Below are 24162 nucleotides of genomic sequence, written 5' to 3'. Positions count from 1 at the left end.
CATGATCAACTACCTGTACCAAGAACAAAACTGGCAATCTCAACTCAGTGACTTGATCACCGACCCACGCGAATTGTTAAATATTTTAGAGCTGTCTGAACAGCAGTTGCTGTCAGGTGCTTTACTGGCATCCAATCAGTTTAAATTGCGTATCCCGCGTGCATTTGTGGCCAAAATGCAAAAAGGCAATCCACTCGATCCTTTACTGTTACAGGTTCTGCCGCATCATTTAGAACTGGAAGATCATCCTGGATTTGTGACCGACCCTTTGGGTGAGGAACAAGCCAATCAACAACCTGGAGTCTTACACAAATATAAATCACGCTTTTTGCTGACCTTGACTGGTGCTTGCGCAGTACATTGTCGTTATTGTTTCCGCAGGCACTTTCCTTATCAGGAAAATCTGCCAAAAACTGAAGACTGGGACAATATCCGTAATTACATTGAAAGTCAGCCCGATATTAATGAAGTGATTTTAAGTGGTGGCGACCCGCTCACTTTGTCAAATCGTAAATTAAATATCTGGATTGAGCGATTGGCGTCTATTCCGCAAATAAAATTTTTGAGAATTCATTCACGAGTTCCGATTGTTATTCCCAACCGTGTCGATGAATCGCTGATTTCCTTACTAAAAAATAGTAGGCTGCGTATTATTCTAGTGGTACACTCGAACCACGCATCAGAATTAGATGACTTTACCTGTTCGCAACTTGCCAAGTTAGTCGAACAAAACATCACCGTTCTGAATCAAGCAGTCTTATTAAATGGGGTCAATAATTCTGCTCAGGTCTTGGTCGATTTAAGCTATCGTCTTTTTGATGCAGGGGTGATGCCTTACTATTTACACGTGTTAGATAAAGTAAAAGGAGCGCATCATTTTGATTTAATGCCGCAAGACATTGATCACATCTATAAAGAGCTTTTAGCGAACTTACCCGGCTATTTAGTTCCTAAACTCGTTAGGGAAATTGCGGGCGAAAAAAACAAGACACCGCTTTTTGGGGTTTCAACTTATTGAGTTAAATAACAATCATGAATATGAATACTTCAGATCTTTTTCTAGTTCCCAGCGAACTAAAGCTGGAGCAATTGAGTTTTTGTCAAAATACGGTTAAAAGCATTCAGGCATGGGCAGCGGATTTATCCATTTTACAATTGGGTGATTCTTCCCAAGCTCTATTTAATGCACTTTTAGAAATTTCAGAACTGAAATGTCAGGAAACATTACGTTTTGACTTAATTCAAGCTATTCATCCGACACTTGAAAATGTGCTTACCAGTCTGGAAAAGCATTTTTTCAACCAGGCTTTGATTAGTAATGACCGCAACGATCATATTATTGAACTCGCGCTGTTATTACGCAGTCATTTCGCCAAAGTCTATATTAATATTTCCCGACGTAGCCACCAACAACTCACCCAACAAAAATTTTCTTTATTTGCCTTTAATTTAAAAAAGAACTTACAAACTGCACGAGTTCTATCTAGCTATTATGCTTTACAACAATTAGCTCTACTGCGCTATCAACAACACATGCTTTATAGCCACGCCTTGCCAAATCAGTGGTTAATTGCACACCAACTTTTAGATACAGCCATTCAACAACATTATTATTTAAATAATATTAATCAGTTACAAGGCACACAACATCAACTGATTAATATTGCTCAAGCCTATGCACAGCTGATTTTATTGGAAATTTTCAATACCCATCAAATTCGACCTGCAGAAATTCAAGGCTTATATCTCTGTAGCTTTGATTGGGCAAAACTGATTCAAGTTTTACCCAAAGAAACGACGCTTTCACGTTATGTGGTCGATGCAAGCAAAGATCATCCACCTATTTACAATACGCACCAAAGCCAAGGTTTTCATGCCAATATTTTTATTGCAACTCAACCCCTACTCGATCATTTAAATGAAGTTCAAGGTCGTAAAGGTGAACATTTATCACGCAATGAAAAGCTATTCTTAACCCCTGCTTTGCATTTCCACTTGCACAATATTTTGACCAATACAGCAGAACGTGTGCATGAGCGTTATGAATATTCGGCACGGATTAAAATTTGCTTTGGTTTGACTGTGGCACATTTTTATCTGTCTAATGGTAAAAACTTCAATGAAACGCTGGCTTTGGGCGATAACTACCAATTCCAGAATGAAAGCCAGTTTATCAATGCCATGCATACCAACTCTACGGTAGATATTAGCGCTGTTAAAACCTTAGACCGTGAAGCCAAACAAATTTACAATGCCGATGTTTTAGATATTAGTGTCAATGGCTATCGTATTAAATGGACGGGTGAAACACCGAAAAACCTTAAAACAGGTGAATTTATTCTGGTTCAGGAAAATAGCCAAAGTCCGTGGCGTGGTGGTGTCATTCGCTGGATTAAACAATCTGCTGAAAAAAGCTTAGAACTTGGCTTGGAAATTTTAACCCAAGATATTTACCCTTGTGCTGTTTTTGTTAAAACAGATCGGCATACAGGACATTATCATCCAGCATTATTGGTACAAAGTACGCAGGTCAATGAAGTCAATACCTCATTGATTTTGCCAAGTCTGCAATTATTACGTGACAAACAAACCGTACAGCTACGTTTAGGTGAAGAAGAACTAAAAGTGTTCTTAATTAAGCCGTTATTGATTACCCAAAGCTTTATGCGCTTTGATTTTGAGTTGTTGAATGACCAACAACAGCCTTTACTTGATGGTTTTATTCAGAAACAAGTGAATGAAGTTAAAAATCACGATTTATGGGAAGCATTAAAGTGAGAAATCCATTATTGTCTAAAAAGCTCAAACGTACCGAAACACGTTTACTCATAATCGATGACAACCAAATACGTTTTAATCAAATTTGTGAACAACTCACTGCAAATGAGCACCGTGTTCAGGCTTATCTATTAGATGACATTAAAAACTTTGAAAAACAATTACATTTAACTTGGGATTTGGTGATCTTTGGTCGTGCTTATGACCTAAAAGTCGATCAGGCACTCACTTTAATTCGTGCATCACAGCAACCAAATTTACCGCTACTTTTGCTCAAACCAGACGATTACGATGCCACGCAATACACCAGTTATGTGCGCAAAGGCATCTATGACATTATCAATTTAGATTACCCCGAACGCTTCTATTTTGGCTTAATTCGCGCACTGTCTTTTAGTCGCTTACAGCAGTCACAAGAACAACTTATGACTGAACTGGAAAATGCGCAATCACAAGCTCAGGCGTTGGTCGAAGACAGTAGCAAAGCAGTAGCCATTATTCAGGAAGGAATTCATGCACAAGCCAATGCTGAATATTTACAGCTATTTGGTTTAAAAAGTGAAGATGACCTTATTGGCTTGCCATTATTGGATTTATTGCAACCGCAAGATATTACAGATTTTAAATTCCGCTTTAAGAAAGTCAGTCAAGGACAATTTGAACACGGCCGTTTTGATATTCATAGCCAAAACCCGCTATTAGCAAAACAAAACCCACTCAAAATTGAATTTGTTGGAGCAGCTGACGACGCCATACAAATCACCATAGATATTGAAAATACGGCGCAAAATACTGTCCCTGCTCAAACGACAGCAGACAAAGCAGCGGCAAAACCAAGCACATACCAATTGGTAAATCGCACTTTAGCCAAACAGCCTTCTAGTGCCAATGCTTTGGTGGTGTTTTCTTTGGCGAACTGTCCTGAATCAATTTTCCAAGCCGACTGGCAAACCACAAAAAATTACTTTACCAACATTCAAAATTTTTTAAAAGAACAGACCAATGTACCATTATTTAATGTGAGTAATGGTTTAGTGGTTGGTTTGTTCCAAGCAGAATCGCCTGCAATTTTAGAATCGAAACTGATTGGCTTAAATTCACTCACGAAACCGCAATTACTTACGGTAGATCAACATACTTACCCACTTAATTTGCGTATTGGTTATGTGCCATTCACTCCAGACATTCAAAATGAAAGCAGTTTTGAGCAACTGATTAGCCAAGGTTTTGCCAACGCATTACCACAACAGCAAGAACAACATAACTCAGGTTTAACCTTAGACTTGTCCTTTGGTGAATCTAACTTAAATGTAATTGAATCTGCTGCAGCTGTACCACAATCGTATAGTGAATCTGCGATTATTGCAGCGATACGTCAAAGTCTTGATCGTGGTGAAATTCATCTGAAGTATCAACAACTTTATGATAAGCAAGACACCAATTTATATACCTATGAAGTAACTAGTGGCTTTATTTTCAATAGTGAATGGAAATCACTGACAGGCTTAATAGATTTGGCTGAAGACCCAGAATTATCCATTAAACTGGATCGTTGGATTTTGGTCGAAGCTTGTAAACAATTGCACAACTTCATCACCCAATATCCTGAAGCGAAGCTGATTATCAATTTAAACAAATTTGTTTTATTACAAGACCGCAGCTTCCCTGAGTTTGTGTCTAAACTGATAACGATTATTGGTAGCCGCCTCAGCCATCCATTAATTTTGCAATTCTCTGAAGAAGACATCAGCCAAAACTTAGGTGATGCGCAGAAACAAATCAGTTTATTACGTCAGCACGGCGCTGAAATTTCTCTGCGTGATTTTGGTCATTCGATTTATAGTGAATCTATCTTGAAACAAGTCGATATTCACTACTTGACCTTGCACAGTGCACTGACTGAAAAACTGGCTGCTGATGACTCGACGCAAGAATTACAGGAACAATTGAGCATTTATAGTGAAATTAAACCTGTAGAAGTGTTATTGCGTGACTTAAATGATATGAACCTGTTTGCGAATGCGTGGAATGTCGATGCGCGCTTTATTCAGGGTGATTATTTCCAGAAAAAACTCGATCATTTAATTGATGTGCAAGACCAATAAGGTCTTGTGCATTAGGGTCTATTTGTAGACCCTAAAATTTAAGGCACAAAAAAACGGGCAATTGCCCGTTTTTTTCGTACTGGATATTAACGTTTGATAGAACGTGACATACCAGCAAAACGTTGTTTGAACTTGTCGATACGACCGCCAGTGTCAACGTTCTTTTGCTTACCAGTGTAGAACGGGTGGCATGCAGAACATACGTCAAGATAAAGAGTTTCTTTACCAACTGCTGAACGAGTTTCGATTACGTTACCGCAAGAACAAGTTGCAACTAATTTTTCATATTTTGGGTGAATATCGGCGCGCATCGTCGATTACTCCTAAGATTTAAGAAGGCTTAAGCTGTCATCGCAATTGGTCACTCTCATTAAAAAAATGAGGACATGCTTTAAAAGCAGACCAACACCACAACAGACCATTCTTTTGGCCCACCGAGACGGATACCGTCAGAGCTAAGCACAACAAGTTGGGCAATATTATACGGAATAAAATATTTTAAAGCTAATTATTCTTAGGAATTTAATTCCTGAGGTTCAGTCGAATCAGGCTGCTTTTCGAGATAATTGGCTATCACACCGCACACCATCAACTGAATTTGATGGAAAATCATGATCGGTAAAACAATCATCCCCAACGGCTGCCCAATAAATAAAATTTGCGCCATCGGTACACCACTGGCTAAGGTTTTTTTGGAGCTACAAAAAAATGCGGCAATTTGGTCTTCACGTGCAAAACCCAACCATTGCGGCACAACCCACGCCAACCACATCACAAGGGTCAATAACACGGAACAAGCAATAATCAACAGCAATAAAGTCATACCACTAACTTGATGCCACAATCCTGCTACCACTGCCCCACTAAATGCACCAAAAACCACCATCAAAATCGAACCCTGATCAAATACCTTGACCAGCTTTGGTAATTTCAACATCTGAGGAAAAACATAAGGACGTAATAACTGCCCCAAAATAAATGGCACCAATAACAATAAAGTAATTTGAATAATCGAATTTGTCGGGTCAAAACCGTGTTCAGACTGCCCTAAAATAAAGATGCCTACTAAAACTGGGGTAATAAACATCCCAATTAAATTAGAGAATGACGCACTGCAGACTGCGCTGGCAACATTGCCTTTTGCCACTGACGTAAAGGCAATTGAAGATTGCACGGTTGAAGGCAAAAAGCACATGAACAAAAAGCCCCAATACAGCTCCTGCCCGAGCATTGGCACTAGAATTGGCTTTGCCAGCAAACCTAAAATTGGGAATAACGCAAAGGTAAAAGTAAATACCAACGCATGCAATTTCCAATGCATCATGCCCTGAATGACAGCTTCACGTGATAATTTCGCCCCATGCAAAAAGAATAAGATTGCAATGGCAACTGTCGTAATCACACTAAAAACTTCGGCTGCTTGCCCTGACACAGGCACGACACTGGCGAGGATGACCATCACAAACAAAAGAATGGTAAAGCGATCCAATGCCAATAACTTCAACATAAACACATCCTGTATATTCTTTTACTGTTGCAAAAAAGCCCAGCAATTTTTACCTTTCGATAAAGGTATATTACTGAGCAATATTCAAAAAGCGAGCATTTTCAGGCGATGTTCAATATTTTCAAAATGAATACTGAACAACATTCAGTTTATTGCGCCATAAAGGTTTGGTTTTTACTGCTTCACTGATGAAGACTTAGTTATTACGTGCGTTCTGATCTTGCTGAATCAATTCAACTTTATAACCATCTGGGTCTTCAACAAAAGCAATGACAGTCACGCCACCTTTCATTGGCCCTGCTTCACGTACCACATTGCCACCACGCGCTTTAATTTCTTCACATGCTTTGTAGGCATCTTCTACCGCAATTGCGATATGACCATAGCCATTGCCCAAATCATAGCTGTCTGTATCCCAGTTATGCGTCAACTCTAAAACGGTGTGATTTTCTTCATCGCCATAGCCTACAAAAGCAAGGGTAAAACGACCTTCTTCATAATCACGCTTACGCAGCAAAGTCATGCCTAAAACTTCTGTATAAAATTTTAATGATTGCTCTAAATTACCTACACGTAACATGGTATGCAGCATGCGCATGTCATTCATCCTTTTGTTCAATCGGTTTTGCTTGTATGTGTTGATGGTCACGTAACAATTTCGCCACCCACACCACTAAAATTAAAATAGGGATTCCAATTAATGTGGTCATGAGGAAAAAGTTTGGATAACCAATATTGGTCACTATAGTACCTGAATAACCACCTAAAATCTTAGGAGTCAAGGTCATGAGTGAGCTAAAAATTGCATATTGCACAGCAGTAAATGACACACTGGTTAAACTGGATAAAAATGCGATAAAAGCCGCGCCCGCTAAACCTGAAGCCAAGTTATCGACAATAATCGCAAAATATAACCATGCTGTGCTATATGGCTTAATCACCTTGCCCTGAATTTCAACCATATTGTTTGAAGATGATTGAACGATCGGCAAAGGTTGTATATCTACATCCAAAGCATTGCCTTCATGTGTGTTTAAATCGACCTGATAGGTTTGGCTGTGTTGTTGTACTGTTTGCTGTCTATTCAATAATACGGCTTGCAGTTGTTTACTTGGTGAGTCTGCCAAAAGCTGCCCTGCAATCGCTGCCGTAAAAATTCCTTGTGCATCTAGTTTTGCATCAAAATTTTGACCATCTAGCTGCAGTACAATTTTTTGCTGTTCGGTTAAGGCAGGCCCTGCATATTGCCCACGTACGACAATACTGTTGCTGGCTTCATTTTCGCTAATACGATTATCCGAAGTCAGTGGTAAAAACTGGAGTTGTGCAGTTTCAATCTCAGTTTGGTGCAAATACGGCATCGACACTAAACGTGACGGCGTATCGCCCGTTTGGTATTGCGCACGTACCTGAATTTCATCCTGTGTTGCTAAAACCTGACTAGGCACAGCCACTTTCCAATATCCAACTTCATCGGCCTGGGTTTGATATTGTTGCTGCCCCACAGAAACTTGCACATCGCTCAGTTGCTGTCCTGACTTCACCAGACCAATAAAAATAAGATTGGTGGATGATGCCAACACCGCGCCAACAAACATTAATTTCATAATGTTCATACGCTGTGCCAGTAAACCGCCCAAGAAGCCACCCACTAAACTGAAAATGACCCCATAAACCTTAACCGCTTCGGCAATTTGTTCTTTGCTAAAGTTCAAATCCTGATAGAACACATTGGAAATTACACCTGCAATAATGTCTGAAACTCGATAAAAACCAATCAAGAGTAATAACACCAGTGCCAGTTTCATGCCGTAGCGTTTAAAGAAATCTGCAACAGGATGCACCCATGTTTCAAATGCCATCTGTTTATTGACTGCGCCCAATTTGACCAAAATTGTGCCCATGCCTACAGCAGCCGCACCCGATGCAATAAAACGTAAAGCTTCTATAGAAAATAATAAAAATGCATCTTTGAGTTGGAATTGTTGTTTTAAGGCTTCGGTAAAATTACCCGAAAAGACGTAGCACAATACAAAACTGAATACCGCAACAAAAAACACCGTAACCAGACGAAAATAGTCGCGTCGTTGATAATGTTTGCTGACCCGATTCACTTGCGGTTCACGAATCACCAAAGTCGTGATAATGCCAATCAGCATCACCGCAGCCATCGCCAAATAAGTAATTTTCCATGCACTATAAATATAGTTGCCTTTAGCAGTACCTAAAGATGCAGCCAAAAATAAAGCACCTGCCCCTGCAACAATCATCCCAATGCGATAGCCCGCGTTATAAGTCGATGCCAACACGGTTTGCATTTGAGTTTCAGCCAATTCGATACGGTAAGCATCAATCACAATGTCTTGCGTGGCTGCAGAAAAGCCTAGTAATACTGCACCCAATGCCATTTGATATAAATGTGCCTGCCCCAAAGCTGGGTCAGAAAATGCCATGACTGCAATTGCACAGACTATTAAACATTGGGCGATGAGCAGCCATGCCCGACGTCGCCCCAGTTTTTTGGTTAAATAGGGTACGGGTAATTCATCAATTAATGGTGCCCAGACAAATTTAAAGGAATAACCCAAGGCAGCCCAACTAAAGAAAGTGACCGCACTTTTGTCAATGCCTGCTTCGCCCAACCACAAAGATAGACTGGAAAAAATCAGTAAAATTGGAATACCTGCAGAGAAGCCCAAAAACAGCATAATCAGCGCACGACGGTCTAAAAATGCCGTAAATGCAGCTTTCCACCCTGTATTTTGTGCTGAAGTTTGCCCAGTCTGTTGTGTGGTCATTCGATTATTATTTTCTATCAAGTCAAATTGTTGTTATTCAATCGCGGAATAGCTTCTGTTTCAACAGTATTTATGAAATTATCCACAACAGCTTTGTCATTTTGTAGTAAAAATTACGGCTTAGCTTGAATTTTCCGCTTAAACCTGTATACCTTTAAACTTCTAACTGCAATATTTCGTTTTGGATTTCTACAGTGACCCAAAGACTTGATCAAATCACCCCATCAATGACAACCAACACAACAACAGCAGCGCAAGATGAACAACAACCGCTTCTCAGCTCTGCCTTTGAACAAAGCGAAATACAAACGACTTTAGAAAATACACGACTCAAAGCAACACAACTAACCCATATTCCAAATTACGATAACATTCCCGCTTCGACCCGACGCATTAAACCGCTGAATAATTTTTTAGGACAAGATCGGGCACGCGCTTCGGTGGAAGCAGGTATTTCCCTGCCATATTCTGGCTACAATATTTTTGCAGTGGGTACGGCGGGATTGGGCAAACGTACCATGGTCAAGCGTTTGCTGCAGCAACATGCCAAGAGCATGCCCACACCGAATGACTGGGTTTATGTCAATAATTTCAAACACCCGCGCCAACCGATTGCCTTGCAACTGCCTGCAGGTCAAGCGCCTAAATTTCAAAGTTTGTTACATCAAACTTGGCAAACTATTTTAAAGCAACTCGAACGTCGCTTTACCGCAGAAACCTATCACAACCGCATTGAAATGATTCGTCAGCAAGCGGGTGATGAACAGCAACAAGCCTTAATTGAGCTGACCAGTGAAGGTGAAGAACTCGATTTAAAACTGATTGCGCAGGAAGATGAACATTGCTTTGTACCCGTGCATCTGAAAAATGACAAAATGCAGGAAATGTCTAAGGAAGATATTAACGCCTTGGACAGCAAAACCCGTGCAGAAATTGCGTCCAATATTCGTTATATGAATAAAAAACTGGAGCGTTTGGGTTTGCATTTAGGCGATTTAGAAGATGACGCACGTGACAAAGTACAAGACCTGAACCGTGATATTGCCAAACAAGTGGTAATGCCACGCATTGATATTATTCACAATAAATATCCTAGTGTCGAAGGTTTGACTGAATATTTACAATACTATGCCGAAGATATTATTAATAATGTCGAGTTTGTTTTAGAACAGGAAGAAGATGATTTCCGTCCTGGCACCTTTAGCCGTATTCCTGCGCGCTACCAAGCCAATATTATTGTGACGCACAAACCCAACAGCGGTGTACCTGTTATTTTTGAAGATTTTCCAACCCATTACAATTTATTGGGGCATGTAGAACAACTCACGCAAAACGGCACCATTACCACTGACTTCACCTTAATTCGTGCAGGTAGCTTACATAAAGCCAATGGCGGCTTTTTGATGCTCGAAGCAGAGCAGTTACTGGAACAGCCTTATGCATGGCAAGGACTGAAACGCGCTTTAAAATCGGGGCAATTGAAACTTTCATCTTTGGAACACATGCTAACTTTAACAGGCAGCATTTCAATTGAACCACAAGCCATTCCACTAAATATTAAAGTGATTTTACTGGCAGAGCCTGAAATTTATTATGAAATTTTAGAGCTAGAACCCGAACTTGGCAGCGTGTTTAAAATCCGTGCCGACTTTACCGATACATTACAACGTAATGACGAAAACGAGCAGGCATATATGCAGCTGATTGCCGACTATGTGCAATCTGACAAATTATTACCATTTGACCGTTCTGCTTTGGCAGCTTTACTTACTGACTCAAGTCGTCAAGCTGAAGATCAAAGCTCACTCTCCTTACATGCCCTCACCTTGGGGGATTTAATTCGTGAATCGCATCACCATGCGGCACAGGCGGGCGATAAAACGGTTTCCGAACAGCATATCAATACCGCACTGGATCATCGCAAATATCGCTTAGGCTATTTAAGAGAACTGTACTGGCAAGATTTATCACGCGGTACGCAGTTAATAGAAACTCGCGGACATCGTTTAGGGCAAATTAATGCCCTGTCGGTCATTCACTATGCCGATGTCGAGTTTGGCTTACCTTCGCGCTTAACCGCCTCAGTCTATCAAGGCGGCGGCGATATTTTAGATATTGAACGCAGTGTTGAACTTGGCGGTTCTTTACATGCCAAAGGCGTGTTGTTGATGGCCAGTTTCCTCAAAGCACATTTTGGCCGTGAGCAAATTTTACATTTTTCTGCTGCCCTTGCCTTTGAGCAAAGTTATGGTCAGGTTGATGGTGACAGTGCAACAGTGGCAGAGCTTTCTGCTTTGATTTCTGCAATCAGCCAACTACCTATTGACCAATCTTGGGCCATTACAGGCTCCATGAACCAACTTGGTCAAGTACAGCCAATTGGTGGCGTGAATGCAAAAATTGAAGGTTTCTTTGATGCCTGCAAACTGCAAGGTTTAACTGGCAAGCAAGGCGTGATTATTCCACGTCAAAATATGCAGCACCTTATGTTGCGTAAAGATGTGATTGAAGCGGTAGAACAAGGTCAGTTCCACATTCACGCCATTGATACCATTGACCAAGCCTTAGAAATTTTAATGGCGCGTCCTGTGGGTAAACTCACTAAAAAAGGACGTTACAGTAAAGGTTCAATTTACGCTGCAGTGATGGAACAACTTGAGTATTGGCAAGCCATTGAAGATGGTGCTGAAATTGAAGAAGAGCCAAAGAAAAAGAAAAAGTCCAAGAAAGAAAAGGACAAAAAAGACCCAGAGAAAAAGGACAAAGCGCAAAAAGCCAAGAAAAAACAGAAATCGGCTGAACCATCTGATGCGGCAACTTCTGATGAAGTCACTGCTGAGTCGGCTGAAACTGCTGAACTTGCAACTGAAAGTACTGCGGTAAACTAAGTGCAGTGATTCAAATCAGCTATTCAAGTGAATTCCAGATATAAAAAAAGCGCCAAGGCGCTTTTTTTATATCAACTTTTTTGTATGGATGACTTTGGTCTAGTGTGACCCAAGTCCAATACTTTAAGCTTCAGGTGCTGGGCTGTATTGCTCAACTAAAGGCTTTAACTCACCTTTCTGGAACATATCCAACATAATATCGCTACCACCAATCAACTCACCGTTAATCCACAATTGTGGGAAAGTTGGCCAGTTGGCAATTTTTGGCAAAGTGGTACGAATATCCTGATTTTCTAAAATATTCACATAAGCAAAAGGACGACCAATTTGACTGAGTGCTTCTACTGCGCGCGCAGAAAAACCGCATTGTGGAAATTGTGGTGTGCCTTTCATGTAAAGAAGAACAGCATGTTTAGCAATTTGTTCACGAATTAACGCTTCGGTATCGCGTACTTGTTCAGTCATTGGTAAATCCTCAACTCATCTGTGTGGCATTATACCCAAAACCGAGCAAAACAGTACGTCTAAAGCAATAAATCCAATTTTATTTACAATTAGGCTTTTCATCTGCAGTAGATTTTGCTTATATAAGTTTTTCCCTCCAACCTAACAGATAAGAGTTAGTCATGAATAACATTACCCTTGCTCCTGTGCAAACTGATCAACCATCACATTTGATGCCTGTATTTGGCCGTCAGCCGATCAGCTTTGTCCGCGGTCGAGGTTCTTATCTTTATACTGAAGATGGCACAGAATATTTAGATGCACTTACAGGCATTGCCGTATGTGGTTTAGGTCACGCACACCCTGCAATTACCGAAGCCATTGCAGATCAGGCGGCTACCTTAATTCACACCAGTAACTTGTTTGAAGTGCCGTGGCAGACTGCTGCTGCACAAAAATTGGCGCAAGTTGCTGGCATGGAAGAAGTGTTTTTTTCAAACAGTGGCGCAGAGTCTAACGAAGGTGCAATTAAAATTGCACGTAAATTCGGTCATATGCAAGGCGTAGCCAATCCTAAAATTATTGTTGCAGATCACTCTTTCCACGGTCGTACTTTGGCTACCCTGTCTGCAACTGGCAATAAAAAAGTTCAGGAAGGTTTTGCACCTTTGGTTGAAGGCTTTATTCGTGTGCCTTTTGGTGATGTCGAAGCCATTGAAGAAGCTGCGATTCAGCATCCTGATATTGTGGCTATTTTAGTCGAGCCGATTCAGGGTGAAGGCGGTGTGAATACTGCACCACAAGGCTTTAGCTACCTAGAAGACATCCGCCGTATTTGTAATCAACACAACTGGCTGATGATGCTGGATGAAGTACAAACAGGAAATGGTCGTACAGGTAAATTCTTTGCTTATCAGCACACCAATATTGTGCCTGATGTATTGACTACAGCGAAAGGTTTGGGCAATGGCTTCCCAATTGGTGCAGTCATGACTCAAGGTCGTGGTGTGGGCGTTCTTACTGCTGGTAATCATGGCTCAACCTACAGTGGTACTGCGTTAGGTTCACGCGTGGTTTACACTGTTATTGACACCATCCAGAAAGAAAACTTGGTAGAAAATGCAGCAAAAATGGGTGGCTACATTGTGGAACAATTGCGTCAACAACTCGCAGACCAAAATGTAAGCGTGCGTGGTTTTGGCTTGATGATTGGTATTGAATTACCAAAACCATGTGCAGAGTTGGTCGATATTGCCCGCGATGAATACAAAATGATTATTAACGTAACTGCAGGTTCTGTAGTGCGTTTATTGCCAACATTAAATATTACTCAAGCCCAGGCAGATCAATTGATTGAACGCCTTGTAGCAATGATTAAAAAATTCTTGGCTTAAATAAATCCCTAACAAAAAGCCGCAGTTTGAACTGCGGCTTTTTGCTAACTAAATGGTCGATCAGTATATTATCAACATTCAATTAAGATGCTTCTTGAAACACTCGCCCACCCGGCAATTGAGAAAAATATTGTTTTAAGGCTTCCAAACAACGATGTACTTTCATCGGTTGTTGCTCATGTTTGGAAATGATTGCATACAAGGTAAATGCGGGTAATTTCCACTCAGGCAAAATTTCAACCAAACTGCCATTAAGCAAATCTTTTTGAATATCCAAATGCAAAATTCGCGCAAGCCCATGCCCTTGCATACACAAAGATTTAGACACCAACACATTATTGGTCGATAGACGCGAGCCCAACTCTACATCCACATTTTCAGCAGTGCTGATATGCTTAAAATTGAGTTGCTGAAAATTCTTCATAATGGTTAATGGAATTAACTCGTGATGTTTTAAATCTTCAGGACGTGAAATGGGCGCGGTTTGATTTAAATAACTAGGTGATGCGACTAAAACTTGGTCAATAAGTGCAATAGGAATCACATGCTGGTTTTGATCTTCAATTTTTGGACTCATACGCAGCGCAATATCAATACGACCATCAATCAGGTCAATGTATTGATTGTCGGTTTCTAGATGTACAGACAAGCCACGATGGGCAGACAGCCAATGAGAAAGTGCGGGAATCACATGGTTCGCGGCTAATTCTGGAGTGGTGGCAATTCTTAAATCACCGACCAAATCATCTCTTAACTCATTAATGCGTATTTTACCACGCTCAGCAGCGGCGAGCATTTCTTGACAACTGTGGAAAAAAGCTTGTCCTGCTTCAGTCAAACTCAGTTTTCTAGTAGAACGATGCAGAAGCGTGACTTCCATATCTTGTTCTAGTGAACGGATTTGCTGACTGACGGCGCTGGTGGTGATCCCTAAATCACGTGCTGCACCGCTAAACGAGCTTTTTTCAACAACACAAGCAAATACACCCATTGCTCGAAGTTGATCTAACATAAATTCCCTCTGAAATTATAATCGTTGCCCTCATCTATCGATAAAAGCAACTTATTGTATTATACGGTGAAATTTATGCTTTGTATTCGTGATATTTAATTTATTGGTAAAACATTAGTTGGATTGATTGGCTTGCCATCTAGACGTACCTGAAACTCCAACATGGTACGTGTTGCACCAGAAGAACCCATTTCAGCAATCTTTTGACCCGCTGTGACATTTTGACCACTGCTCACATTCATCTTACTGTTATGTGCATAGGCGGTGATATAACCATCAATGTGCTTGATTAAAATCAAGTTCCCATATTCTTTTAATCCATCTGCAGCATAAACCACCTGCCCATCTGCTGCGGCATAAATTGGATCGCCCACATTGCCACCGTAACGAATTCCTTTGATATTACTTGCCAAATTAAACTGTGCAATCACAGCACCTTGTGATGGTTTCACCCAGCGCAATGTGCTGCTACGCACAGGTGTACTTGGTGTGGTTGAGCTAGTGGTCGTGGTTGTAGTCGATGTTACCGGTGCAGGTGTCACAGGTGTCGTTGGTAATGTGACTGTTTGACGTTGAATTGGTGCAGCCTGTGTTACAGGGCGAGTGCTTGTTGTACGTGGTGCATTGCCCGCTTTCAAACGAATCGACTGCCCGACATAAATACGATACGGCGGTGCAATATCATTCATTTCTGCAATGCTGAGATAGCTCAAACCATAACGTGCAGCGATACCACTTAAAGTATCACCCGAACGCACAGTATAAAAATTCGGCGCTGTTGCATAACGCGCAGAATTATTCACTTGAGGTTTAGAGGCACAACCACTCAACACGACGGTAGCCACAACAGCACTTGATAACACTAAGGTTTTCAACAATGCTGTTGGTGTGCTAAATAAACGATACTGAAACACCACAGGCATTCTTTCCTCTCTACAAATTCTAAATATTTTCTATTGCGCTAAGAGTAGCAAAAAAGTCCTTGTAATGAGGCTTACAAGCTACTTTTTCACAAAGTTATAACATTAGTTAGCCAATTTGGGAAAATTGACTGTGCAATGATTGCAAAACGTCATAATTGGTGGCATCCATCTGAATTGGTGTCACGCTGACATAGCCATTTGCTACCGCAAAAAAATCAGACTCAATTTCAGTTAAGCCTTTTTTCGGTGCAGCCACTGCCTCGCCCGACAAACCAATCCAATACACTTGACGCCCTCGTGGATCGACCTGACTAGTAATTGGCTTAGATTGGGTACGCTGTCCTTGATAGGTAATTTTTGTGCCCTGCAACACTGGCACATCTGGAATATTCACATTAAAAATATGTCGTGCAGGTAAACTTGGTAAACCTTGAGCAATAAAGTCATGTACCCACTGCGCTGCCTGCATATAATCTTGCGGATGCTGATAAGCACGTACATTATGCCCTGCAAGTGATACCGCAATCGCAGGCTGTTTCATCAAACGTCCTTCAAATGCCGCACCGACTGTGCCTGAGTACAGTACATCATCCCCTAGATTTGCACCGCTGTTAATGCCGCTGACCACCAAATCAAATTCGAAATCGAACAATCCATTCATCGACAAATAGACACAGTCTGCAGGTGTACCATTCACTGCCCAGACATCTTCAGCAATTTGCACAGGACGTAATGGTCGGTCTAAAGTCAGCGCACTCGAAAAACCACTGCGTTCACTTTCGGGTGCAACAATCACCACGCGACCCAAAGGTTTTAAGGCTTTCGCCAAAGCTTGGATACCAGGTGCAAACACGCCATCATCATTGGCTATCAAAATATTCACAGAAAAATCTCAGATAAAACAAATATAAAGGTTATATACTAAAATATAGCAACGTCGGTTCAATCTTAAACTTGTTTGTGCCTGATTCATGCCTAAGCACATTTAATAAGCACACGACAACAAAATGACTGATCAGCACATTTCATTGAAATATACAAAAGATTATATATATTTAGCGCTTAACATCCATCCAAAAATATATGTGATTCTCATGATTTTAGCTTTGTCATTTCGTCGTTTATTGGGTCTAGGTTTTGCTGCTGTATTAACGCAGTCTGTAATTGCAGAAGATTTGACTGCAGCAGAAGCCAATACGATTGTGAAAGAAGATGTTGCAGCGGCACAAGTCATGACTGAAATGTGCCCTGCACTGATTGGAAAAAATGCAAAATTAGATGCCAATATTCAAGCACTGATTCAAACTTATCTACAAGATTATTCAGAATCGAACATGACGCTTGCCAAACTACAAGCCGACGCAGAATATCAATCCGTTTTAGCTGAAGCGCGTGAAGCAGCAAAAGATACAGCCAAAGAAGAGCAAAAAGTAGTGTGTCAGGAAGCTTTAGAATTAGCACTTTAAATCACATGATTTAAATACTATTTTGAGCCTGTAAATAATTTTGCATACTCACCCTTTAAGGCAAACTTTCAAAGTTTGCCTTAAATTTTATGCTTAGTTTTTATATCTGGTATTTTTCCACTATTATTTTACGCTTTATATCAAGCCACTGATTTTCAAATTTCAGACTTTAATCTTCACTTTTTATACATGATTTGCGCTCAGATCACACAGCTTTAATACATTTTCACTCTTTCAATTCGCAAATAAATGATTCATCTTATAAGCACTTAAATGAATCGGTAGATTCAGTTCAAACAATATTTAAGGTACTTGATATGCAATTTTCTGGCTTAAAAAATTCACGTGCAGTTCATTTTTTTGGCGCAGTTGCGCTCAGTTTGGGTTTAAGTCAAGCCGCAATTGCGCAAGAAGAAAATATTGAAGTGACGCCATTACAACAAGTGACTCAGCAAGAATTAGCCGCTATTTATGTGTTATCTGAAGTTTGCCCTTCACTAGTCAAAGAACAAGATCAATTTCATCAGGGTTATACAAAACTTGCCCAAGAATATATGCCTAAAGAAAAAGACGCTGTTACTGCCTTAAGTAAACTCAGCAAACAAAAAAGCTTCCAGCCAATTTTAAAAGAAGCCCGTGCCGATGCCAAAGCTGCTGGAACAGCCAAAAACCAAGCAATTTGCCAAGAATTGACAGCATATAGCAGATAATACAATTTGGTTACAATACTTTTATCAATAAGCCGATTTCTCCCATAGAAGTCGGCTGAGCTTTGCCCTAAAATGCTAGCTCTTTTGTGCATACCTCAAGTATTGGAACCTCTTAGAATGACCCCAAAAAGCGCCCTTGCTGCATTATTACTATTACCAAGCTTTTCTTATGCAGCAACTGTCTTAGCTACACCACCAGAACTCAATAACAAATCATACGTTTTGATGGATTATGAGACGGGACAAATTTTAGCTTCAAAAAATGAAAACGAAAAACTCGCCCCTGCCTCAATGACCAAAATGATGACTAGTTTCATCATTGAACAAAAGTTATTAAAAGGCGAACTCACGGAAGATGAACAAGTCCGCATGAATGAGTCTGCATGGTGTCGTGGCAGCAGCACAGAATCATGTATGTATGTTCCTTTAAATGGCACAGCAACCGTACTTGAAATGCTACGCGGAATTATCGTGCAATCGGGCAACGATGCATCTAAAGCCATGGCAGAGCACATTGCAGGTAATGAAGGCACATTCGTTCACATGATGAATGAAGAAGCCAAACGTATTGGCATGAGCAATACCCAGTTTATGAACTCTACGGGTATGCCTGCTGAAGGTCACTTTTCTACCGCAAAAGATATGGCGACTTTAGCGCAGCACATCATCCATGACAGCTCAAAATACTACCCAATTTATTCTGAAAAAGAGTTTTCTTTTAATGGAATTAAACAAGGCAACCGTAATGCCCTGTTATATACCGACCCAAGCGTGGATGGTTTAAAAACAGGTCATACCAACGAAGCGGGTTACTGCTTAACCACTTCATCTAAACGTGGCCCAATGCGTTTAATTTCGGTGATTTTTGGTGCGCCAACCATGCAAGCTCGTGCAACTCAAACTCGTGAATTGTTAGCTTGGGGTTATGCAAACTACGAAACTGTACGTGTACAGCCTGCCAACCAAGTCTTAGCTAAAGCAAAAGTATGGTACGGTAAAAGCAAAGAAGCACAAATTGGTTTGCCAGAAAACTTTAACGTGACCATGCCAAAAGGCAAAGCCAACCAAATTAAAACTCAATTGGTGGTTCAACCTAAATTGACTGCTCCTTTGAAAAAAGGTCAAGTGATTGGTAAATATGTCGCAACCTTAGATGGTAAAGTGATTGCTGAAAAACCATTGGTGGCGTTGCAGGAAGTGGAAGAAGCGGGTTTCTTTGCACGTATGCTAGACCATATCAAACAATTCTTTAGCAACTTATTCTAAGATTCATAAGCTTAGACTAAAGCGCAAAGCACACATGCCCGCATGTGTGCTTTTTTATTTTATACTGTCCTCAATCCTAAATTTATAAGCTAAAGATTTGTCCATCATGAAAAAAAATGTGCGTGCTTATTTAGAGCAAACCCCAAAAATTGACGCAAGCTGTTATGTAGATGAATTGTCGGTGGTGATTGGTGATGTGCATTTGGCCGCAAATGTATCGGTTTGGCCATTTGCCGTGATTCGTGGTGATGTTAACCATATTCGGATTGGTCAAAATTCCAATGTGCAAGATCATGCCATGCTGCATGTTAGCCATAAAAAAGCCGACAAACCTGAAGGTTCACCGCTGATTATTGGCGAAGATGTCACAGTTGGACATGGTGTGACCTTACACGGCTGCACCATTGGCAATCGGGTGTTATTGGGCATCAACACAATTGTTTTGGATGATGTCATTATTGAAGATGATGTAATGATTGGCGCAGGGTCTTTAGTGCCACCGCGTAAGCGTTTGGAAAGTGGCTATTTGTACGTGGGTAGCCCTGTGCAAAAAGTTCGTCCTTTAACCGACAAGGAAAAAGAGTTTTTGCCTTATTCTGCACGGCACTATGTAAAAGTGGCGGGGAATTATCAATAATCCACCCCTCAAAGTTCTTTTTGATTGTTGTAATTTGAGGGATTACACGTTCTGCACCGTTAATTTTAAACTCAGTGTATGAATGACATGATTAATCTTATCAAATCGAGAGGCTGAATCTTGACTTAGAGTTTTATACAAAGCTTTACGGTCAATATCTGCCTCTTTTTCTATTTGTGCAATAGCTTTGACTTTGGCAACAACACCTAGCGCAAATGAGATCACATCCAGCATCACCAAATGAATCAAAGAACAAAGTACCCCTCACATCTTCCCACAACTACACAAACCTACATTTATAGTTTTAAAGAAATCCCCTTTCAACATAGCCACATCCCCCTAAATTTTGTAGAATATGCGTTTTACCCCATGGTGCTTTTCAATGACCGCTTGGACTGCTCACGTTACTGTCGCCACCGTTATCGAAAAAAACGGAAAATTCCTGTTTGTTGAAGAACATACAGAAGGTGTGACGCATAGCGTGTTTAATCAGCCTGCAGGGCATGTTGAAGCTGGCGAAAGCTTAATTGAAGCAGCAATACGTGAAACCATGGAAGAAACTGGGCATCGGGTGAAAATTAATGCCTTACTCGGTATTTATAGCTATACTCCGCCTATGTTTCCTGACCGCACCTATTATCGCTTCTGCTTTCTAGCCGAATCGCTGCAACATGATGCGCAAGCCCAGCTCGATCCCGATATTATTGGTACAGTATGGATGTCTGCAGACGAACTGGCTGAATCGGCACGTGCCCGAAGTCCGTTGGTACTGAAAGCGGTTCAAGATGCGCTCAGTGGTCAATCTTATCCTTTATCGCTCATTTACGAGCACCAAAATTCTCCCCTTATTTCTAGTTTGGATGCCTAATCCTATGCAACAACGTGTCATCGTCGGTATGTCAGGTGGTGTAGATTCATCTGTTTCTGCTGCACTTCTACTTCAACAAGGTTATCAGGTTGAAGGGCTTTTCATGAAAAACTGGGAAGAAGATGACGGCACTGAATATTGCACCGCGATGGAAGATCTTGCCGATGCGCAAGCGGTGTGCGACAAGCTAGGCATTAAGTTGCATACAGCCAACTTTGCGATGGAATATTGGGATCGGGTTTTTGAGCATTTTCTTGCCGAATATGCCGCAGGACGCACGCCAAACCCAGATATTTTATGCAATAAAGAAATTAAGTTCCGTGCCTTTTTAGATCACGCCATGAATTTAGGCGCAGATTTTATCGCCACAGGTCACTACGCTCGTCGTGGTGGAACGCAGTACAACTCCAAAGGTGAAGCATACGCTCCACTGTTACGTGGTTTAGATAAAAATAAAGATCAAACCTATTTCTTACATGCAGTGCATGGTCGTGAAATCAATAAAACCTTGTTCCCTGTGGGCGAAATTGAAAAGCCGCAAGTCCGAAAAATTGCCGAAGAACTAGATTTAGTCACTGCCAAGAAAAAAGACTCGACAGGGATTTGCTTTATTGGTGAACGTCGCTTTAATGATTTCTTAAAACAATATTTGCCTGCTCAAGCTGGAAAAATTGTTTTAGACGATGGCAAAGAGGTTGGTGAACATCACGGCTTAATGTACTATACGCTCGGTCAGCGTGGCGGGATTGGTATTGGCGGCTTAAAAGGTGTTGCTGAAGGTGCATGGTTTGTCCTGCATAAAGATATTGAAAACAATCGTTTAGTGATTGGTCAAGGTCATGAACATCCACTCATGCAAAGCACTATTTTATGGAGCGAAGCAATTGATTGGGTGGCAGGTGAACAAGAAATTCCAGCGTCAGGCTTCCGTTGTACTTGTCGCACTCGCTATCGCCAAGATGATCAGGACTGTGTAATTTTCAATGATGACAGCATGCCTGGCGGTGTACGTGTGGAATTTGATGAGCCACAACGTGCAGTCACTCCTGGTCAAAGTGTCGTATTCTATTCAGGCGAAGTGTGTTTAGGTGGTGGTGTGATTCACCATACCAATGCACCTAAACCCGATTTTATTTAAGGATTGTTTTGGATGACAGAGTTACCGTTTCAACAGTCACCAACTCTGAATGTTCGCCAAAATCGTGCCTTGGCGTTAGCGGGTGTGTTTCAAGCCACCCAGCTCACGCACATGACTGCACTCACAGGCAGACAAAGTATTGGTGAAAGCGGTAACTTTTATTTTGAGCAATTGATTAAAGCCAGTTTAAATATCCGTCCAAGTAGCAACCACAGTTCGCAAACTTTGGATTTTTTTAATCATTTGGCCGATATTTCTTTGGGTTTAAAAACGCTAGAAAGCAGCATCAACCAACCTTTTAATACTGCTCCTAAATCGCGTTTACCTAAACTATCCAATACCAAACTACCCATGTCGTATGCGATGGCACTCTTACAATTAGAAAAGAAAGTGTATAGCAATCCTAAATACGTCGAAATTATTGAGCAGTCACAGCAAAAAATCTTAAAACAACTTTCATTTTTTGATCATAACTATTTGCATCCCAGTATTATTGCCAATTTAGCCCAAACTTATGTCGATACTGCGGGACAAATTAACCCGCGCATTATGGTACGTGGCAATGCAGAAGCATTTAAGGATTCTGCACATACCAACCGAATTCGAGCTTCGCTTTTTACAGGCTTACAAATGGCACACCTTTGGCGTCAACTTGGTGGCAGTTCATGGGGCATGGTATTTAGCAAACGTAAATTATTACGTGATATTCAAGATCTGGCGCGTTTACAGTATCAGGTGGTTTAAACCATGCTGAACACGCTTTTGTTTTAGGTTTAATTCCAAAGTTTAAGGAATCGATATGAACGCTTTAACCGCACTTTCTCCATTAGATGGGCGCTATGCAAGCAAATGTGATGCACTCCGCCCTTTCCTCTCTGAGTTTGGTTTAATCCATGCTCGTGTGACTGTTGAAGTGCGTTGGTTACAAGCGCTTGCCAATCGTCCTGAAATTACCGAAGTACCTGCTTTCAGTGCTGCAACGAATGCTGCATTAGATGCAATTGTTGCAGATTTCTCTGAAGATGATGCCAACCGCATTAAAGAAATTGAACGCACCACCAACCATGACGTAAAAGCAGTTGAATATTTCTTAAAAGAAAAAATTGCCAACATTGATGAGTTAAAAAATGCAGGTGAGTTCATTCACTTTGCTTGTACTTCAGAAGACATCAACAACTTGTCACATGCTTTAATGCTTAAAAATGGTCGTGAAGTATTGGTTGCAGCGATGCAGCAAATCATTGATTCGATTGTTGCATTGGCAGAAAAACACGCAGATCAACCAATGTTGTCACGTACTCACGGTCAAACTGCAAGCCCAACAACTTTGGGTAAAGAAATGGCAAACGTGGCATATCGTCTTGCACGTCAAATCAAACAGTTCAAGCAAGTTGAGCTTTTGGGCAAAATCAATGGTGCAGTAGGTAACTACAACGCTCACCTTTCTGCATACCCAGAAATCAACTGGCCTGCACATTCTCAAGCATTTGTAGAGTCTTTAGGTTTAAGCTTTAACCCATACACGACTCAAATTGAGCCACACGACTATATGGCAGAATTGTTTGATGCGCTACGTCGTTTCAACACCATTCTAATCGACTTCAACCGTGACGTTTGGGGCTACATCTCACTTGGTTTCTTCAAGCAAAAACTGAAAGAAGGTGAAGTTGGTTCTTCAACCATGCCGCACAAAGTAAACCCAATTGACTTTGAAAACTCTGAAGGTAACTTGGGTATCGCCAATGCAGTCTTGGCTCACTTAGGCGAAAAATTACCAATCTCTCGCTGGCAACGTGACTTAACTGACTCGACTGTATTGCGTAATATGGGTGTTGGTTTTGCACAAAGCTTGATCGCATTTGAAGCTTGCTCTAAAGGTATTGGCAAACTTGAATTGAACGCACAACGTATTCTTGAAGATTTAGACAATGCTCAAGAAGTATTGGCTGAGCCAATTCAAACTGTGATGCGTCGTTACAACATCGAAAAACCATACGAAAAATTAAAAGCTCTTACACGTGGTCAAGCTATGACACGTGACATGATGGTAGATTTCGTGAATGGTAATGAGTTGGAAGGCGTTCCTGCAGCAGATCGCGCACGTTTAGCGACAATGACGCCTGCAACTTACACAGGTAATGCAGCTGAACAAGCAAAACAAATTCAAGATTTAATTGCTAAAATCTAATTTGTAAAAGCATTCATCACAATACAAAAATGCGAAGCTT

General features: G+C 41.0%; 22 protein-coding genes. 13 read left to right on the top strand and 9 right to left on the bottom strand.

Annotated elements, in window-relative coordinates; all coding sequences use genetic code 11:
- Position 1 precedes the first annotated feature (1 nt).
- The 3 genes from epmB to FTT78_RS00930 are packed head-to-tail and all read left to right on the top strand — an operon-like array spanning position 2 to position 4883.
- A complete protein-coding gene (gene epmB, locus FTT78_RS00940; RefSeq protein WP_096901068.1) occupies positions 2–1018 on the top strand; it encodes an EF-P beta-lysylation protein EpmB in 1017 nt (338 codons plus the stop codon).
- Between the two features lie 14 nt (positions 1019–1032).
- A complete protein-coding gene (locus tag FTT78_RS00935; protein ID WP_004971620.1) occupies positions 1033–2778 on the top strand; it encodes a hypothetical protein in 1746 nt (581 codons plus the stop codon).
- A complete protein-coding gene (locus tag FTT78_RS00930) occupies positions 2760–4883 on the top strand; it encodes an EAL domain-containing protein (protein ID WP_004971622.1) in 2124 nt (707 codons plus the stop codon). Before FTT78_RS00935 ends, FTT78_RS00930 begins: the two co-directional genes overlap by 19 nt.
- 86 nt (positions 4884–4969) lie before the next feature.
- Here FTT78_RS00930 and rpmE read toward each other — a convergent pair whose 3' ends face one another.
- From rpmE to FTT78_RS00910, 4 genes are all read right to left on the bottom strand, one after another.
- Positions 4970–5194, bottom strand: a complete 225-nt coding sequence (gene rpmE, locus FTT78_RS00925; RefSeq protein ID WP_004971624.1) for a 50S ribosomal protein L31 — start codon at positions 5192–5194, stop codon at positions 4970–4972.
- A 203-nt stretch (positions 5195–5397) separates the two neighbouring features.
- Positions 5398–6396, bottom strand: a complete 999-nt coding sequence (locus FTT78_RS00920) for a bile acid:sodium symporter family protein (protein WP_180043306.1) — start codon at positions 6394–6396, stop codon at positions 5398–5400.
- A 190-nt stretch (positions 6397–6586) separates the two neighbouring features.
- Positions 6587–6988 (bottom strand): lactoylglutathione lyase, encoded by a 402-nt coding sequence (gene gloA, locus FTT78_RS00915; protein ID WP_213064880.1) that lies wholly within the window; start codon positions 6986–6988, stop codon positions 6587–6589.
- Position 6989: 1 nt separating this feature from the next.
- Positions 6990–9188: an MFS transporter gene (locus FTT78_RS00910; protein ID WP_004971628.1), complete on the bottom strand. Its 2199-nt coding sequence runs from the start codon at positions 9186–9188 to the stop codon at positions 6990–6992.
- A gap of 194 nt (positions 9189–9382) precedes the next feature.
- Here FTT78_RS00910 and FTT78_RS00905 point away from each other — a divergent pair, with 194 nt between their 5' ends.
- Positions 9383–12076 carry an ATP-binding protein gene (locus tag FTT78_RS00905; RefSeq protein WP_180043308.1) on the top strand — a complete coding sequence of 898 codons (2694 nt, stop codon included), beginning with the start codon at positions 9383–9385 and terminating at the stop codon, positions 12074–12076.
- 123 nt (positions 12077–12199) lie between these two features.
- Here FTT78_RS00905 and grxD read toward each other — a convergent pair whose 3' ends face one another.
- Positions 12200–12541, bottom strand: coding sequence for a Grx4 family monothiol glutaredoxin (grxD, locus tag FTT78_RS00900; RefSeq protein ID WP_019837647.1), 342 nt, complete (start codon positions 12539–12541; stop codon positions 12200–12202).
- A 161-nt stretch (positions 12542–12702) separates the two neighbouring features.
- On the opposite strand from grxD, the gene FTT78_RS00895 reads away from it, so the two are divergent.
- Positions 12703–13914 carry an aspartate aminotransferase family protein gene (locus tag FTT78_RS00895; RefSeq protein ID WP_131261143.1) on the top strand — a complete coding sequence of 404 codons (1212 nt, stop codon included), beginning with the start codon at positions 12703–12705 and terminating at the stop codon, positions 13912–13914.
- An 82-nt stretch (positions 13915–13996) separates the two neighbouring features.
- Here the strand turns inward: FTT78_RS00895 and FTT78_RS00890 are convergent, their stop codons facing one another.
- From FTT78_RS00890 to surE, 3 genes are all read right to left on the bottom strand, one after another.
- The gene (locus tag FTT78_RS00890; protein WP_180043310.1) at positions 13997–14926 is read right to left on the bottom strand and encodes a LysR family transcriptional regulator; all 930 of its coding nucleotides are present in this window, start codon (positions 14924–14926) and stop codon (positions 13997–13999) included.
- 95 nt (positions 14927–15021) lie between these two features.
- On the bottom strand, positions 15022–15849 hold the full coding sequence (locus FTT78_RS00885) for a peptidoglycan DD-metalloendopeptidase family protein (RefSeq protein WP_096901076.1): 828 nt from the start codon (positions 15847–15849) through the stop codon (positions 15022–15024).
- Positions 15850–15955: 106 nt separating this feature from the next.
- Positions 15956–16732, bottom strand: coding sequence for a 5'/3'-nucleotidase SurE (gene surE / locus FTT78_RS00880; protein WP_096901077.1), 777 nt, complete (start codon positions 16730–16732; stop codon positions 15956–15958).
- Positions 16733–16943: 211 nt separating this feature from the next.
- Between surE and FTT78_RS00875 the strand changes: the two genes are divergently transcribed.
- The 4 genes from FTT78_RS00875 to FTT78_RS00860 all read left to right on the top strand — a co-directional run bounded on the left by FTT78_RS00875 (position 16944) and on the right by FTT78_RS00860 (position 19928).
- A complete protein-coding gene (locus FTT78_RS00875) occupies positions 16944–17315 on the top strand; it encodes an MCR_0457 family protein (protein WP_026438310.1) in 372 nt (123 codons plus the stop codon).
- A 317-nt stretch (positions 17316–17632) separates the two neighbouring features.
- Complete coding sequence (locus FTT78_RS00870) at positions 17633–18025, top strand: MCR_0457 family protein (protein WP_004971644.1); 393 nt, start codon at positions 17633–17635, stop codon at positions 18023–18025.
- Positions 18026–18142: 117 nt separating this feature from the next.
- Positions 18143–19291, top strand: a complete 1149-nt coding sequence (gene dacC / locus FTT78_RS00865; protein ID WP_004971646.1) for a D-alanyl-D-alanine carboxypeptidase PBP5/6 — start codon at positions 18143–18145, stop codon at positions 19289–19291.
- Positions 19292–19397: 106 nt separating this feature from the next.
- The gene (locus FTT78_RS00860) at positions 19398–19928 is read left to right on the top strand and encodes a gamma carbonic anhydrase family protein (RefSeq protein ID WP_004971648.1); all 531 of its coding nucleotides are present in this window, start codon (positions 19398–19400) and stop codon (positions 19926–19928) included.
- A gap of 42 nt (positions 19929–19970) precedes the next feature.
- Here FTT78_RS00860 and FTT78_RS00855 read toward each other — a convergent pair whose 3' ends face one another.
- Entirely contained in the window at positions 19971–20177 is a 207-nt protein-coding gene (locus FTT78_RS00855; RefSeq protein WP_104851773.1) for a DNA-binding protein, read from the bottom strand.
- Positions 20178–20310: 133 nt separating this feature from the next.
- Between FTT78_RS00855 and FTT78_RS00850 the strand changes: the two genes are divergently transcribed.
- From FTT78_RS00850 to purB, 4 genes are read left to right on the top strand one after another with little or no spacing between them, the layout of a single operon-like run.
- The gene (locus FTT78_RS00850) at positions 20311–20796 is read left to right on the top strand and encodes an NUDIX hydrolase (protein ID WP_096901080.1); all 486 of its coding nucleotides are present in this window, start codon (positions 20311–20313) and stop codon (positions 20794–20796) included.
- A gap of 4 nt (positions 20797–20800) precedes the next feature.
- Entirely contained in the window at positions 20801–21934 is a 1134-nt protein-coding gene (gene mnmA, locus FTT78_RS00845) for a tRNA 2-thiouridine(34) synthase MnmA (protein ID WP_004971657.1), read from the top strand.
- Positions 21935–21946: 12 nt separating this feature from the next.
- Entirely contained in the window at positions 21947–22678 is a 732-nt protein-coding gene (gene hflD, locus FTT78_RS00840; protein WP_004971659.1) for a high frequency lysogenization protein HflD, read from the top strand.
- Positions 22679–22733: 55 nt separating this feature from the next.
- On the top strand, positions 22734–24122 hold the full coding sequence (gene purB, locus FTT78_RS00835) for an adenylosuccinate lyase (RefSeq protein WP_019837658.1): 1389 nt from the start codon (positions 22734–22736) through the stop codon (positions 24120–24122).
- Positions 24123–24162 lie beyond the last annotated feature (40 nt).

This window comes from Acinetobacter sp. YH01011 (assembly GCF_013420785.1).
Taxonomy (GTDB): Bacteria; Pseudomonadota; Gammaproteobacteria; order Pseudomonadales; family Moraxellaceae; genus Acinetobacter; species Acinetobacter towneri.
This window is presented reverse-complemented; position numbering and strand designations above follow the sequence as displayed.